The organism is Streptomyces sp. NBC_00523, from assembly GCF_036346615.1.
Classification (GTDB): Bacteria; Actinomycetota; Actinomycetes; order Streptomycetales; family Streptomycetaceae; genus Streptomyces.
This window is the reverse complement of sequence record NZ_CP107837.1, coordinates 168556-183747: the sequence shown is the minus strand read 5'-3', so window position 1 is coordinate 183747 and position 15192 is coordinate 168556. Positions and strand designations below refer to the sequence as shown.

General features: G+C 71.9%; 14 protein-coding genes and 1 pseudogene. 9 read left to right on the top strand and 6 right to left on the bottom strand.

All coding sequences use genetic code 11. The features are described from left to right. Window positions 1–78 precede the first annotated feature (78 nt). Together OHS17_RS33260 and OHS17_RS33255 are read right to left on the bottom strand one after the other, a co-directional pair. Window positions 79–1029: an RNA polymerase sigma-70 factor gene (locus OHS17_RS33260; RefSeq protein ID WP_330315524.1), complete on the bottom strand. Its 951-nt coding sequence runs from the start codon at window positions 1027–1029 to the stop codon at window positions 79–81. Then, window positions 1026–2225 carry an NAD(P)/FAD-dependent oxidoreductase gene (locus OHS17_RS33255; protein ID WP_330315523.1) on the bottom strand — a complete coding sequence of 400 codons (1200 nt, stop codon included), beginning with the start codon at window positions 2223–2225 and terminating at the stop codon, window positions 1026–1028. Before OHS17_RS33255 ends, OHS17_RS33260 begins: the two co-directional genes overlap by 4 nt. A gap of 112 nt (window positions 2226–2337) precedes the next feature. On the opposite strand from OHS17_RS33255, the gene OHS17_RS33250 reads away from it, so the two are divergent. Then, a complete protein-coding gene (locus tag OHS17_RS33250; protein WP_330315522.1) occupies window positions 2338–2937 on the top strand; it encodes a CGNR zinc finger domain-containing protein in 600 nt (199 codons plus the stop codon). Window positions 2938–2940: 3 nt separating this feature from the next. Continuing rightward, entirely contained in the window at window positions 2941–3336 is a 396-nt protein-coding gene (locus tag OHS17_RS33245; RefSeq protein WP_330315521.1) for an SRPBCC family protein, read from the top strand. Between the two features lie 24 nt (window positions 3337–3360). Here OHS17_RS33245 and OHS17_RS33240 read toward each other — a convergent pair whose 3' ends face one another. Next, a complete protein-coding gene (locus OHS17_RS33240) occupies window positions 3361–4572 on the bottom strand; it encodes an FAD-dependent monooxygenase (protein ID WP_330315520.1) in 1212 nt (403 codons plus the stop codon). A 12-nt stretch (window positions 4573–4584) separates the two neighbouring features. Beyond that, entirely contained in the window at window positions 4585–5403 is an 819-nt protein-coding gene (locus OHS17_RS33235; RefSeq protein WP_330315519.1) for an alpha/beta fold hydrolase, read from the bottom strand. Between the two features lie 78 nt (window positions 5404–5481). Between OHS17_RS33235 and OHS17_RS33230 the strand changes: the two genes are divergently transcribed. Both OHS17_RS33230 and OHS17_RS33225 read left to right on the top strand, forming a co-directional pair. Continuing rightward, the gene (locus tag OHS17_RS33230; RefSeq protein ID WP_330315518.1) at window positions 5482–6318 is read left to right on the top strand and encodes a helix-turn-helix domain-containing protein; all 837 of its coding nucleotides are present in this window, start codon (window positions 5482–5484) and stop codon (window positions 6316–6318) included. Window positions 6319–6322: 4 nt separating this feature from the next. After that, window positions 6323–6454: pseudogene (locus OHS17_RS33225) on the top strand (maleylpyruvate isomerase N-terminal domain-containing protein); the annotation flags it as partial. Window positions 6455–6601: 147 nt separating this feature from the next. On the opposite strand, the gene OHS17_RS33220 reads toward OHS17_RS33225, so the two are convergent. After that, window positions 6602–7399: a TIGR03084 family metal-binding protein gene (locus OHS17_RS33220; RefSeq protein ID WP_026171893.1), complete on the bottom strand. Its 798-nt coding sequence runs from the start codon at window positions 7397–7399 to the stop codon at window positions 6602–6604. Between the two features lie 255 nt (window positions 7400–7654). Here OHS17_RS33220 and OHS17_RS33215 point away from each other — a divergent pair, with 255 nt between their 5' ends. From OHS17_RS33215 to OHS17_RS33195, 5 genes are all read left to right on the top strand, one after another. Next, entirely contained in the window at window positions 7655–8212 is a 558-nt protein-coding gene (locus OHS17_RS33215; RefSeq protein WP_203598802.1) for a DUF5987 family protein, read from the top strand. Further along, complete coding sequence (locus tag OHS17_RS33210; protein WP_330315517.1) at window positions 8209–9861, top strand: GMC family oxidoreductase; 1653 nt, start codon at window positions 8209–8211, stop codon at window positions 9859–9861. Before OHS17_RS33215 ends, OHS17_RS33210 begins: the two co-directional genes overlap by 4 nt. Further along, the gene (locus OHS17_RS33205) at window positions 9858–10967 is read left to right on the top strand and encodes a carboxymuconolactone decarboxylase family protein (protein ID WP_330315516.1); all 1110 of its coding nucleotides are present in this window, start codon (window positions 9858–9860) and stop codon (window positions 10965–10967) included. The genes OHS17_RS33210 and OHS17_RS33205 overlap by 4 nt, the downstream gene beginning before the upstream one ends. 477 nt (window positions 10968–11444) lie before the next feature. Beyond that, window positions 11445–12449 (top strand): ParB/RepB/Spo0J family partition protein, encoded by a 1005-nt coding sequence (locus OHS17_RS33200; protein ID WP_330315515.1) that lies wholly within the window; start codon window positions 11445–11447, stop codon window positions 12447–12449. A 20-nt stretch (window positions 12450–12469) separates the two neighbouring features. Beyond that, window positions 12470–13312 (top strand): AraC family transcriptional regulator, encoded by an 843-nt coding sequence (locus OHS17_RS33195; RefSeq protein WP_330315514.1) that lies wholly within the window; start codon window positions 12470–12472, stop codon window positions 13310–13312. Window positions 13313–13919: 607 nt separating this feature from the next. Here OHS17_RS33195 and OHS17_RS33190 read toward each other — a convergent pair. Further along, the gene (locus OHS17_RS33190) at window positions 13920–15143 is read right to left on the bottom strand and encodes an IS701 family transposase (protein WP_330315513.1); all 1224 of its coding nucleotides are present in this window, start codon (window positions 15141–15143) and stop codon (window positions 13920–13922) included. Window positions 15144–15192: the final 49 nt, after the last annotated feature.

Here is a 15192-nt window from a genome sequence, read left to right as displayed (position 1 = left end):
CTTGTAGCCGTCGCACCGGCATATGCGGAAGGCGGAGCGGTGCCGCCCGTTTTCGACCCGATCGGGCGAGGGCGACGGCTACCGTGCCCCGATGTCGTACGCGACTCCCTCGGCGACCGCCCGCAGCTTGTCCGGGTTGGCCACGTTGTGGATCGCGGTGATGCGCCCCCGCGCGTCGAAGTCGAAGGTCACCGTGGCGATGACGCGGTCCGGGCCGCTGAACACCATGCCCGGACCGCCGTTGATCTCGACGAGTCCGGCCTTCATGTCCGCCGGCTCGACCCCCTGGTAGGCGACCGTGCCGATCGCCGCGAACCAGCCGGCCACCGTGGCCGCGCCGGTCACCGGGCGCAGCGCCTGGCGGACCTTGCCGCCGCCGTCGGTCCACAGGGTGACGTCGGGGGAGAGGAGTTCGAGGAGGGCGTTGACGTCACCGCCCGTCGCGGCGGCGTGGAAACGTTCCGCCACCTCGCGCTGCCGCGCCCGGTCCGCCTCGAAGCGCGGGCGCCGGGCCCGCACATGCTCACGGGCGCGGTGCGCGGCCTGCCGTACCGCCGCCTCGGAACGCTCCACCGCCTCGGCGATCTCGGCGTGGCTGAAGGCGAACACCTCCCTCAGCACGAACACGGCGCGCTCCAGCGGACTGAGCGTTTCGAGCACCACCAGCATGGCCATCGACACCGACTCGGCGCCCAGCGCGGCCGATTCGGCGTCCGGGACGGGCTCGGCGGGGCCGCCGCCGGTCAGGATGGGCTCCGGCAGCCACGGCCCGACGTACGTCTCCCGCTTGTACCGGGCGGACCGCAGCCGTTCGAGCGCCAGGTTCGTCACGATCCGGGTCAGGTACGCCTTGGGGTCGGCCACCTGCGAACGGTCGGCGGCGGACCACTTGAGCAAGGCGTCCTGCACGGCGTCCTCGGCGTCGGCGGCGGTGCCGAGGACGCGGTACGCCACGGAGAACAGCAGCCGCCGGTATTCCAGGAAGACCTGCTGAGCGGGATGGTCGAAACGGTCGGCGGCGCCGGTCACTTGTCTCCTCGGATGCGGGTGAAGCGCCCTCCGCGCGGCCAGAACGCGCCCGACGCGGGCATCTTCTTCATACGGCCGTACGTCGGCCAGGGCGAGCCTGTCACGGTCTCCTTGTACCGGACGGCCACCGCTCCCACCAGGCAGATCCGGCGCGGGCTGTCGTCGGGCCGGGTGAACTGGACGACCGCGTCGCCCCGGCCCAGGCTCACCGGCGTGTGGTAGTAGCCGAACCGGAAGGGCTTCGGCTGCTTGCCCCTGAGGACCCGGTCGATCGACAGCGCCGCGTGCACCCCGGTCGGCATGCCGCCCTGGCAGGTCCCGTGCATGACCCCGTAACCCTGGCGGATCGCGGCCGCGTCGCCGACCGCGTACACCTCGGGGTGCGAAACGGAACGCAGTGCCCGGTCGGTGACGATGCGTCCGCGCTCGTCCACCTCCAGTCCGGCGGCGGCCGCCAGCGGGGCCACCCGGGTGCCGCCGGTCCACAGGACCGCGTCGGCCGCGATGCTCTCGCCGTCCGCCAGTTCCACCGAACCGGCGAGCACCTTCACCACGTCCGCGCCGCCGCGCACCCGCACGCCGAGCCGGTCGAGCGCGGCCCGCACATGCGCCGCCGCCCTGGCGTTCATGGTCGCGCCGGGCTCCTGGCCGCCGAGCAGGACCACGTCGAGGTGGGGGTACCGCTCGGCGATCTCCGCCGCCGACTCGATGCCGGTGAGCCCGGTGCCGACGACGGCCACGGTGCCGTGGCCGCCTTCGAGGGCCTTCAGCCGGTCGGCGAGCAGCTGCGCGTCCTCGGCGCTGCCCAGGGTGTACGCGTGGTCCTCGGCGCCCGGCACCGCAGCGGTGTCGGCGACCCCGCCCAGCGCGTACACCAGCGTGTCGTAGGACAGGACGCGCTCGTCGTCGATGCGGACGGTCCTGGCTCCGGCGTCCACCGCCGTCACCCAGCCCCGCGTGAACCGCGCGCCCGTGCCCTCCAGCATCTCCGGGACGCTCATCGCGTCGAGCGGACGCCCGGCGGCCACCATGTGCAGCCGCATCCGCTCGGTGAACCGCTCCCTCGCGTTCACCACGGTCACCCGCACAGCGTCCCCCCGCTTCCGGGTCCGGGCCGCCAGCTGCACGGCCGCGGCCATGCCCGCGTACCCGGCCCCCAGAACCACGATGTGGTGCGTCTCCCGCTGCGTGCTCATGATCGGTCCTTCCTCCATCGGTCGCTGACAACCAGGGGATGGGGGCGGGGCCCTCGGATGTGACATGGCGCGATTGTGGCGTGCGTCATAGGTAACCGGTTATAGTGGTTACATGGATGCTGAGCCCTTGGGGCTGACCCTGCGGTCCACCACCGGGGCCACCTACCGGTTCGACCCGGGTGCCCTGTGCCTGGAGCTGCTGACAACCGGCGGCCCCGGCCCCTACCAGCGGTACGAGGTCCTGCACCGGCCCGCCGACGTGCGCGCCTGGGCGGAACGCTCCCGGCTGACCCCCACCCCCGAGCTGGCCGTCTCCGCCGCGGAGGTCGCCGCGGTACGGCTTCTGCGCGACGCGCTGTTCCGGGTGGTCATCGCCCACACGCGCGGCGAACCGCACCCGCCCGGCGACCTGGCCGTCATCAACGAGGCCGCCGCCCGCCCCGCCCTGGCGCCCGCCATCGCCCCGGACGGCAGCCGCCGGTGGGCCGGCAACCCAGGCGGGACTGCGCTCGCCGCCACCGTCGCGCGAGACGCCGTCGAGCTGCTGACCGGCGCCCACGCGCACCGCATCCGCACCTGCGCCGCCGAGGACTGCCACCTGATCTACGTGGACACCTCGCGCCCCGGCCGCCGCCGCTGGTGCTCGATGGAGCACTGCGGCAACCGTCACAAGGTCAGGGCGCTGCGCGCCCGCCACTCCGAGGAAGGATGACCGATGCCCACCGGACTCACCAGGGACACGGGCTGGCAGATCGGCGTGTCCCGCACGCTGCCCCACCCCCCGTCCGTCGTCTGGGACTTCATCAGCCGCCCGGAAGGACTCGCCCTCTGGCTCGGCTCGGACACGGAGCTGACTCCGGAGCGCGGTGCGCCCTACCGGACGGCCGCCGGGGTGACCGGCGAGGTGCGCGGCTACCGCCCGGCCGACCGCATCCGCGTCACCCACGGCACCACCACGCTCCAGGTGGCCATGGCCCCGGCCGCCGACGGCGCCCGTACGATGCTCCGCTTCCACCAGGAACACCTGGCGAGCGCGGAGGAACGCGAGCGGCAGCGAACCCACTGGCAGCGGGTGATGGACCAGGTGGAGGCCGCGCTGGACCGGCCGTAGAGGATTCCGCTTCTCTGCCGGCCGTCAGTGGGCGGCGGCCGGTGCGTAGTCCTCGACGGCCATCGCGTTGTAGAGCCGCGCGCTGCGCGTCGTGAGGCGGAGCAGTGCGCGGCCCGGGCCCGGCGGCAGGGCGGAGACCAGGCGGGCGCCCTGGGCCAGGCCCCAGCCGCCCAGCCGTGATGTGGGGATCAGCGTCCGCGCCGCGCTCGACGCGACGGCGCGGCTGCCGCGTACGTGCTCCGCCATCACCCGCTCGTACGCCGGGAACGCCCGCTCGTGGTCGCCGTCGGCGCGGGCCAGCTCCCCGGCCAGGACGTACGCGCCGACCACGGCCAGCGTGGTGCTGCCGCCGACCGCGGGACCGGGGCAGTAGCCCGCGTCCCCGACGAGCGTCACCCGCCCCCGCGACCAGCCGTCCATCCGCAGCTGGCTGATCGAGTCGAAGTAGAACGCCTGCGTACGGTCCAGCTCCTCCAGCCACCCGTCCACCTGGGGATGCAGCCCGGCGAACGCCCCGCGCACCAGCTCCTTCTGATGGGGCACGTCCCGGTGGTCCCCGTCGAGTTCGCGCGCGCTCCGGAACAGGAACAGGACCCGGGCGTCGTCCAGATGGCGTGCCCCGTACGCACCGGCGGTGCGCCCGACCCCGACGTGCATCAGCAACTCCCCGTCCAGGCCGGAGACGTTCGGCAGACCCAGCACCGCGAAGTGGGCCCCGAGGAAGGAGCTGCGGCCCGCGTCCGCGCCGAAGACGAGGCGGCGCACGGTGGAGTGCAGCCCGTCCGCGCCGACGACGAGATCGAAGCGACGGGGCGCGGCGTGCTCGAACGTCACCTCGCCGCCGGCGGCGACCGAGCTGACCGAGTCGCCGAAGAGGTAGTCGACGTCGTCGCGGGTGGCGTCGTAGTAGATCGTCGTCAGGTCGTCCCGCATGACCTCGACGTGCCGGTCGGAGGCGCCGCCGAAGATCTTGGTGAGGTCCGCCCGGACGGGCCGCCGGGCACCCTCCCGGAAGACGCTCAGCCGGTCCGTGCCGGTGGCCCGCTCCTCGATGCGCGGCAGCACCCCCATCCGCTCCGAGATGTCCACGGCGGGCCGGAACAGGTCGACCGCGTGGCCGCCGGTCCTGCGCAGCGCCTCGGCGCGCTCCACGACGGTGACCTCGAAGCCGTACCGGGTGAGCCAGTGGGCGAGCACCGGACCGGCGATCCCGGCCCCGGAGACGAGAATCCGCACGACGTCCTCCCCTCAGCCGTGGAGCGCGGCGAAGTCGAGCAGGGGGCCTGCGACCCGGGGCGGGTCCTCAAGGATGGGCGAGTGCCCAAGACCCGGCAGCAGTTCCACCCGGGCGCCCGGGACGGCGTCATAGTCGGCGGCGGACGAGGAGCGCCAGCGGCGGTCGTCCTCGCCGAACAGCACCAGCAGCGGCTTCCCGAGCACCGCCAGGCGCTCCGGCAGCGCCCGCTCCTCCAGATGGGCGCGGGTGGCCCCCATGGTGGCCGTGAAGGAGTGCAGCGTCATGGCGCGCACCTCGCCCAGCAGCGTGTCCGGCACCCGGTAGCCGGGGCGGCTGAAGCCCGTGCTCGCGAACTGCCGGATCTGCTCGTCGCTCGGCGGCCACTGCACGGGACCGGCGGCGCCGGTGGCGATGAACGCGCCCAGGCTCGGCCCGGTGTTGACGAGCACCAGCCCGGACACCAGCTCGGGGCGCTCCTCGGCGAGGGCCGTCGCGGTCACCCCGCCGCTGGAATGGCCCACCACCACGGCCCGCCCGGCACCGAGCCGGTCCAGCACCTCGCCGGCCCGCCGCGCCTGGTCCGGGATCGCGTAACGGCCGTCGTCCGGCTTGTCCGACCCGCCGTGCCCGAGCAGATCGACCCGTACGACGCGGTGGGTCCCGGGCGCCGCCAGCAGGGGCACCAGCGCGTCCCACGAGCGGGCCGAGGACGCCGAACCGTGGATCAGCAGGAGCACGGGGGCCTCGCGCGGCCCGTCCTGGCACACATGGAGGGTGTCGCCGTCGTCCAGCGTGAGCAGCGACGACCCGGTAGTCCTGGAAGCAGTCATGCCCCCACTGTCGCGACCGGCCCCGCCCGCGTATTGAACGAATGTTCCGGCGGGCGCTGGCACTCGTAGCATGGAGGGGTGAACACGTTCACGCACGGTACGGCTGTGTGGGACGTCGCCCGTCCGCAGCGGCCGAGCCGGGTGGCCGGAGTCACCATGGCCGGGTTCGGCGTCCTCGACCTGGACGCGCTGCGTATGGTCCCGCACCCCGCGGTCACGCTGCTCCTCGAATTCGGCGCCGGGACGCCCGTACTCGACCGCGCCACCGGCGAGCAGCAGCGCGGCTGCCTGGTCGCCGGGCCCGGGCTCGGGGCCGGGGGAGCGGTGCGGGTGCGCGGGGAGAACGTCGAGTGTGTGCAGGTGCGGCTGTCCCCGGTGATCGCCCGCGCGGTCCTCGGCGTGCCGCCCTCCGAGCTCGACGGCGCGGTCGTCCCGCTGGACGCGCTGTGGGGCCGTGAGGGGTCCCGGATCCGCGAGCAGCTCGGCGAAGCCCCGTCCTGGCAGGCCCGCTTCGCGCTCGCGGACGCCCTGATCACCCGCCGGTACGCGGCCGGGGCGGCGGTGGACCCGGAGGTGGCCCGGGCCTGGCGGAGGCTCACCGAGGGCCACGGGCTGCCCCGGGTCGAGGAGCTCGCCGCCGACGTCGGCTGGAGCCGCAAGCGGCTGTGGTCCCGCTTCCGCTCCCAGCTCGGCCTGCCGCCCAAGCGCGCGGCGACCCTGGTCCGCTTCGACCACGCCGCGCACCGCCTGGTCGCGGGCGAGCGCCCGGCCCGGGTGGCCGCCGACGCCGGGTACGCCGACCAGTCCCACCTGCACCGCGACGTCATGGCGTTCACCGGGGCCACCCCGGCGACACTGGCCACCGAACCGTTCCTCGCCGTGGACGACCTCGCCTGGCCGGGGGGCACGCCTTAGCGTGGGCGCCGCGTTCCCCGCCTCGCTCACCGACGCCGACGCACTGCGGACCGGCACGGGCCGCAGCACACCGACCCCCGCGCAGACGGCCGACCTCGGCGACCTGGCGGCACGGCTCCCGCTCATCCTCGGCTGACGAAAGGCCAGGATGACGGGAGGTCACGGTGACGCCCAGTCAGGCAGGCGACAGAGAAACGGGGAAGTTCTATCCGTTTCTTCGGCAGGGGCCAACCTGCGCGGCTCGGGGCATGGCCGCATGGTGGATGCGATAAAAGGGCCGGCCCTACGACGCGAACTGCCCCGGCTTCCGCCCCGCGCCGCCCGGGCCCCGGTACGCCTGGGCGATGCCCAGCCACTCCTTGGCCCTGGCCCCCTCCGTCCGTATCGCCAGGTCGGCGTGGTGCCGGCGACGGGAGACCAGCAGCGCGAAGTCGGCGGCCGGGCCGGTGACCCGGTCTTCGGCGTCCTCCGGTCCGAAGGTCCATGTGGTGCCGCCGGACGGGGCCGTCAGCTCGAAGCGGAACTCCTCGCGCGGCGGCTCCATGCCGTGCGCCTGGTATCCGAAGTCCCTTGTGTGTACGCCGAACCAGGCCAGGTGTCCCACCCGGTCCGTGTACTCACGGCGTACACCGAGCGCGTCGGCGATGTCCTGGCCGTGTGCGAAGACCTCCATCAGTCCGGCCGCGGCGAGCACGGTCGGCGGCAGGGGGTTGACCAGCCACGGCACGGTGTCCTTCTGGTCGGCCTCGGAGAGTCCGGCCACCGAGGCGGCCAGCTCCTCACGCCAGCGTGCCCGCGCCGCCTGGGGGCCTGCCGCCAGGAACTGCGCGAGCGCCGCGTCGACCGCCGCCTGAAAACCGTTCTTGGCCTGTGTCGCGTATTCCGCGAAGCGCTGCGGGTCACGTGCGGAAGTCGCGGCGAGATGGCAGACGAAAGCAAGGTGCGCGACCTGGTGGGCCACGGTCCAGCCCGGCGCGGGCGTGGGCAACTGCCACTGCTCGTCGGTGAGATGGTCGAGGAGCGCGTCGATCTCCTCGCCCTCGGCCACCAGATCCGAATACACGTCAAGTGATTTCGACATATGCGGTCCTCTCGGGAAGGCGGTTCCTGCGCGGGCTGGTCAATGTGTGGCGGAACAAGTCTGTTGCGGAACCCGGTGATTCGTCTTCTTGCCCGTTGCCCGGTGCGTGCCACCCACCCTTCGGCGCGGAACCCGACCGGCATTCACGGAGATGCGCTCCCTACCGCACCCACCCAAAATCAAGCACGCCGCACGAATCCAAGCGCACGGACACAGACAGCCACACGGCATTCGCCGCGTCCCAGGGAGTCCGCCATGCCAGAAACGGAATGCCCGCCATCGAGAAACACCGTTCTTGAGGCATTCGCCGACACGATCATCCCCGGCGAGAAACGTCATCCGGACGACCGGGCCGTGGCCGGGGTGAGCCAGGGCGGCGGGGCAGTGGCGGCGGGCGCGATCGACGTCCTCGAAACACCCGAAGGCGGCATGGCCCCGGCGCTCGACGACCTGGCCCGCATGCTCGACGAACACGCTGTCGCATACCGCGCCGGGTGCGGGCTGCCCGAAGACCGCGAGCCCTTCGTCGGCCTCGGCTACGACGACCGGCTGGCGCTGGTGGGCGAGCTGCTCGCGCCCGGCCACCCGGAGCACGCCATGTGGGCCGGACTGGCGATGTTCAGCTTCATGGCCTTCGACACGGGCGCCCACATGCACACCGCGGACGCCATCGCGGCCGGGCACCCGGGTCTCGCCACCCTCGGCTTCGCACCGCCCGGCGAGGACGGGCTGTGGCGGTTCCCCGCCTACTCCTACGGCCGCCCACTCGCAGACGTGCACCCCGACACCGATCCCACTGGGAGCCCCGTGTGAATGCCACCGAAACCACGGACGTCCTGATCGTCGGCAGCGGCTTCGGCGGCTCGATCACCGCCTACCATCTCGCCGCCGGCGGAGCGAAGGTGACGGTACTGGAGCGCGGGCCCTGGCTGAACTCCGAGGAATTCGACCACGACTTCAAGTTCGGCTCCTCGACCACCCGCGTGTTCGACTTCGTGGTCGGCGACGGGATGAGCGTGCTCGGCGGCAACTGCGTGGGTGGCGGCAGCGTCGTCTACTTCGCCACCATGCCGCGTGCGCCGCGCTTCGTCTTCGAGCGCCACGGGTCCATCGGCCGCCGGATGTGGCCGGCCGCGATCGACCGCGACGCGCTCGAACCCTGGTACGACCGGGTGGCCGAGGCCCTGCCGGTCACCCCCACCTCTTGGGACGAAGTCCCCTACATCGGCGGGGTTTTCGCCGCCGCGTGCAAGGCCGCCGGGCACACCGCGAATCCGTCGCCGTCCGCCGTGGACACCAGCCTGTGCACCAACTGCAACTGGATGATGTCCGGCTGCCGGTTCGACGCCAAGCGGTCGTTGCTCCTCAACTACCTGCCCGCCGCCCTCTCGCACGGCGCCGAGATCAGGCCGCTGCACGAGGTGCAGAAGATCACCAAGCTGGACACCGGCGACTACCGGGTGCACTACAACACGATCGACGAGGTGGACTACCGGCAGCAGACCGGCTCCGGCACCATCGACGCCAAGATCGTGATCCTCGCCGCCGGCACCGCGGCCACCCCGGTCATTCTGCAACGTTCGGAGCCCGAGCTGGGTCGCATGCCGCACGCGGTCGGCCGCTACTTCTCCGGCAATGGCGAACGGCTCAACACCGCGGTACTCGAAGACGACAAGGTAAGGGAACTGCTCGGGCTCTCCCGCGACGAGGCGAACGCGTACGGCGCCTACCAGATCGGCCGCGGACCGGTCGTGGCGTCCTGGGACCGCCTCGACGGGGACCTGCCGGAGTACGAGCGGTTCTCGCTGGAGCAGCTGTACTTTCCCCCGGGCTTCGGCACCATCCTGGCCCAGGTGCCGGATGCGAAGGGCCCCAGCTGGTACGGGCCGGAGAAGAAGGAGATGCTGCGCAAGTGGCGGTCCTGGCTGACGGTCTTCACCATGTCGGAGGACGACAACGAGGGCGTGTTCGGCCCGCCGCCGCCCACCGGCAACTCGGAACGGCTCTCTCAGCAGCTGCTCGGCTTCGGCAGCCTGCGCTACCGGCCCACCGAGAACACGCTGCGCGGCTGGGAGGTCTCGGACGCGGCGGTCCGGGACATCCTCGAACACAACGGGCTGGCCCGGGTGATGCCGTGGACCAACGACGTGATCGGGGCGTACACGGTGCACCCGCTCGCCTCGTGCCGCATCGGCGACGACCCGGAGACCTCCGCGCTCGACGACCGGCACGAGCTGCGCGGGCACCCGGGCATCTTCGTCACGGACGGATCGGCCGTACCGGGGGCTCTCACGGTGAACCCGGCCTTCACCATCGCGGCACTCGCCGAACGGGCGGTGCCCGGCATCGTGCACGCGCTGCGCGAACGCGGCGTCGAGGTGCATTACGGGGCACCCGCGCCGGACGGCGGAGGCGCGGCCCGGCGCGGCACCGCGGCCGCCGTACGCACGGTCCTGGGATGACCGGCATGGCCCCGGTCACCGCGCGCGCCATGCGCGGACTCGCGCTCGCCCAGATCCGCTACGTCACCCCGGTGCGGCCCGGGGACGCGGACGGTCCGACGGCCGAGGTGTACCGGCAGGTGGAACGGGAGTTCGGCGTGCTGGCGCCCCCGGTGGTGCTGCACTCGCCCGCGCCCGAGTTGATGACCGGCGCCTGGCTGATGCTCCGGGAGGCCCTGATCGCCCCGGGCGTGGTCGACCGCGCGGTACGCGAGGCGGTCGCCGCGGGCGTCTCGGCGGCGAACAGCTGTCCCTACTGCGTGTCCGTGCACGGCGCCACGCTGCGCGGCCTGGCAGGCGACCAGGCCGCCCGGACCATCGTCGGAGGGCGCCTCACGGAGGTGGCCGACGAGCGGCTGCGCGAGGCGGCGCACTGGGCCACGACGGCATCCCTGCGCCCCCGCGACGGCGAGGCCCCGCACACGCCGTTCACCGCGCGGGAGGCCCCCGAGTATGTCGGTGTGGCGGTGCTCTTCCACTACCTCAACCGGGTGGTCAACACCTTCCTGGAGGACGCGCCGATGCCGGCCAGTGCGCCCCGGGCCGGGCTCGGCATGGTGCAGCGCGTCCTCAGCGCCATGATCCGCGGCGCGAGCCGGAGGATCGGCGCGGCCGGTGACTCACTCGCCCTGCTCCCGTGGGAACCGGTGCCTGCCGACCTCCACTGGGCGCAGGCCAGTCCGCACATCGCGCAGGCATTCGCCCGGGCTGCCGGCGCGGTGGACCGGGCGGCCCGCCAGGTGGTCGCCCCGAGCGTCCGGGACCTGCTCGACCGGGAACTCAGGGTCTGGGACGGTGCGCCCCGGGGACTCGGCCGTGGCTGGCTGGACGCCCTGCTGGCGACGCTGCCCCCGGCCGACCGCCGGGCCGGCCGGCTCGCGCTGCTCGTCGCCTTTGCCTCGTACCAGATCGACGCCGGTGTCATCGAGGACTACCGCGGGGACCGGCCGGACGACGCCGGTCTGGTCGTGCTGGCCTCTTGGGCGGCGCTCTCGGCGGCCCGCCGGGTCGGCGGCTGGACCGCGGGGGCGCCGGCCGCGAACGGTGGGCCTGGAGGAACGGGGTGAAGATTTCCGGGGCGCTCTGAGGGGCTCCTGGTCGCCACTGCGGCGGGCGCGGTCTGACCGCGCCCGCCGCACAGCTGTGTCCAAGCGGGTTCCGGTCGTCCCGTCAGACATGGTTCCCCTTCTCCACGGCCGCATGGCGGGTCTGATGCGCACACAGCTTTGGGCAAGGCTGCGTCCGAGGCAAGAGGCGTGCATCTCGCGGCGTGCCCTACCAAAGGACACCGCCACAACGGCAACTAGCCGAAGTAGCGCGATTCGTTGCCAGAGGTGATCCGATTCTTCTAGCTTCGCCCGGTCGGAACGGTGGCGTGGAGACCGGTGTCGCAAGGAGAGAGATCGTCATGCACTCCAGGCAGTGGATGCCCCATGATGCGCCCGCTTGGACCACCGCACTCCGGCTGACTGGTGTCGGCACCCGTATACGGATGTCAGCGGGGGCGTCCGGCAGAACGATTCGCTCGGAAAGTGGAGGAATCCGTGAAGGGAATCGCTGCACGAATGAGGGACCAACCGCCTTACTTCACCCAGTCCGTGTACGTGAAAGACCTCGTGGTCGCGGATTCACCGCGTATCAACGGGGTCGACGAAGCTCATGCGCGCCGCCTCGCTGATGTCTACCCTTCGCTGCCGCCGATTCTGGTGCACAGCCCGTCCATGCGGGTGATTGACGGGATACACCGGGTCAGGGCAGCAATAATGCTCGGACTCGACACGGTCGACACCCAGTTCTTCGACGGGTCCGAAGCCGAGGCGTTCATCCAGTCGGTCGCCCGGAATACCGCCGACGGCCTGCTTCTGACGCTGGCCGACCGCAGCGCCGCCGTGCGACGCATCCTCGACAGCTTCCCCGCCATGTCCGACCTGAGCCTCGCCGTCTACACCGGGCTTGACGCCGACGTCGTGGCCGAGGTGCGCTGGCGCGCCGCGGTTGGCGCGGCGGAGCCGGACCACGCCGGCGGCGCGGCCAGGCTGCCCGAGCCGGACACCGCCGCATGCGCCCAGGCCGCCACACCCAGGCGCAGCAACCCCGGAGAACAGCGGGAACCCGGCGAGCGGACGGCGGGGGCGCTGTCCGGCGGCGCCCCGCAGAGCGCGGGGGAGTGCGCGCGCGGACACGAGGAGGAGCACGCCCCCCGGACCCAGCCGTCTCTGGTCCCGCCCCGGGTGCCCACGGCGCGAGACCCTCAGCTTTGCGGCGGGCGGCCCGTGATGGCGCGCACCGCCCGGGACCGGCTGCGCATCCTGAGCAACAACCCGTCCCTCCGGAACTCGCAGGCCGGACGGGAATTCCTGCGCTGGCTTCACGGGCATTTCCTCACGGACAAGGCATGGAAAGAACGTGTCGACGCGATTCCGCCGCACTGCACGGAGACCGTTGCGGAAATCGCGCTGAAGTGTGCGGACGCCTGGCGGCGCTTCGCTGAAGAACTTTCGGACAGGGAAAGGATGCAGTCTGTTCCCGCCGGCCGTTCCCGCGCTTGAATCCTTCGAAGGGGTTACCCATGACCACCGCTTCCATGGAGATTGCAATCCTCCAGGTCATCGACTATATGCATGAACGTCTTGACCAGGACCTGACTACTGACGACCTGGCAAGGACCGCACAGTTCAGCAAATTCCATTTCTCCCGGATGTTCAGGGAGGTGACGGGCGTTTCGCCGGGGCGCTTTCTGTCCGCGCTCCGCATTCAGGAGGCGAAGCGCCTTCTGGTCGGCACCCAGCACAGCGTCGCGGATATCAGCGCCCAGGTCGGATACGGCAGTGTGGGGACATTCAGCTCGCGGTTCAAAGAGTGTGTCGGACTATCGCCGAGCAGATTCCGGGAACTGGACGGGAATTTCAGGAGTGTGACCGCGCAGCCGACGTCACTGGCAAGTGCTTCCGGTTCCGCTCAGGGGCTCTCCGTGCACGGCCGCATCGTGCTGCCGGGCGACCGGCCCCTTGGGCAGGTGTTCGTCGGGCTCTTCGAGAGCCCCATCCCCCAGGGCATCCCCGCGCAGTGCACCATCATGGACGGGCCCGGCCCGTTCGAACTGCGCGACGTCCAGCCGGGGACCTGGTATCTGATGGCCGCCTCCGTCCCCTACGGAAGCCCCTCGGTCGTGGCCGGCCGCGGACGCGGAGGCCCGGAGAACCTGTCCGTCGGACGCCTCGGGCCCGTCACGGTCAGGCCCGGGATGCTGCTGATGCCCGCAGACGTGGTGCTCCGCCCGGCGAGCCCGCTGGACCCGCCGGTGCTGATCGCCGTGCCCGGGAGTAGTGCGGAGGCCACGTGCGGAGGAGTACGCCGCCGGCACGAGGCGACGGCGATCGGCGCGCACTTGCGCGCCCCGGCCGGCCTGTGAGCTGTCACCGCTCCTGCCCGTACGGGGCGCGCAAGTGCTCTCCAGGCCCCCGCCGCCGTCCGGCTCGCAGGAGTCCGGCCTGATCGTCCCCCGGAGTGTGCCATCCGATTTCACTGCCCTCCATATGCCTATGACATATGGAGGGCAGTCTTGCCGGGCTCAAATGTTGGGCGGACAAGGCGTACCAAGGGGCCGGATGATCGGCATCGTGAAGGTCGCCCTCACCCTTCACCACACCTTCTCCCAAAGTGCTGAGTTGCCGGTGCCACCCCCCGGAAAAGCCTCGGCGCCCTTAGCATTCGCCGCGTATCCCCCACTCTCCTTCAGGGAAGGCGGCACGCCTTGGCGCACATACCTGCCCCAGTCGATGTACGGAACAGGTCAGCGTCCCCCGAACCCCCCGCCCCGTCCTTCTTCTTCAACGGACACGTGCCCCGCCCGCGGACCCTGGTCGCGGCAGCCGGCGCGCTGAAGGAAGCGGCCTCCCCGGGCGAACGATTCAGGCCATGGTCGTCTTCGGCCTTATCGGGGCCTTCCTCCTGATCTGGCATCCCGATCGCCGCCCTGGGCAGCCTGAGCCCCGCCGGGTGGCCACACGGCGGGACGCTCACGGTTCGGCCCCCGCGCAGGTCACCAGCATCCGCTCGCGCGGCAGCGGGTGACCGCCGCCCCATGGGACGACGGAGCTGAGCAGGCGGTGCGCGTAGGCCGCCGACACCAGGGTCATGTGGTGGTGCCACCCCGGATAGGAACGCCCCTCGAAGTCGAGCAGGCCGACCTGTTTCTCCATGTCCCGTACAGCACGCGCCGTGCGGGGCAGCAACGCCGCCAGGTCGAGCACGTCCTTTGTGGAGGTCTCCAGCATGTTGGTGAGCCACAGTTGCGCGGGACAGCCCTTCGCCGTGTTCCGGACCACGAGCAGCCGGTAGGTGCGCATCGCCGCCCCGGGCCCCGTCTCGGGTACGTGGACTAAACAGGACGTCACGGTGCCGGCGCCGAGGTGGGCGGGCAGGGGCACCTCCTCGGTATGGACCTGGAAGCCGGGATCACGCTCATGAAGGCTGTAGGCAGGCAGGACCGGTCCGAGGAACGAAGGGGTGACCGGGCAGTGCGCCATTCGGACGCTGCCGGGGACGATCCTGAGCTTGCCGGGCACGGAGACGACGAACTCGCGCCCGCTTCCGTCGAGCCGGCCGATCAGATCGCTCGCCCCGGGTGTGCCCTCCAGGTCGGCCACCACGGGCAGCGGCCTCGACCGGGCGCGCCGGGCGGCGTGGCCGGCCAGCTCCAGCGCGTGCGACGCGAAGGGCCGGGCCCGCGCCGTCTCCGGGATGCGGGTGCGCGCTCGCCGGATCGGGTCCTCGGTCCACGCCCGGGGAAGGAACAGGCTCCAGTTCACCGGGACCGCGGCGTCGTCGGATGCCAGAAAGGCGCCGACTCCCACCTGGCAGGTCACCGAGCGCCCCGTGGACGTCAGATAGCGGCGGTGCACCCCGCAGGAGTGCTGTCCGCGCTTGCGCAGGATGACCTGGTCGATCACCAGTGCCCGCGGGAGCAGGCGCCGTTCGACCCAGCGGGCGAGCTGCTCCCGGACGGGCATCCAGTCCCACGGGCTCGCGTTGACGAACTGCTGGAGCGACTGGGGGGCGGTGGGCGATCCCGAGACCGTTTCGGCAATGCGTCGTACCGATTTCTTTCCCGGTGTATTGAGCAGGCCCTCCAGATAAATGTGTGCCCAACGGCGTTGGTCGGCCCTCGGCAGGTGGTCGAACAGCTCTCTGGCGAACGCGGGCAGCGATGCCGGTGTGAGAGTTGTGTCGGGCGTCTCCATGCATCTCCCCCATATCTGCAAAACCAAGCATTACGGGTCCGGATGGGCG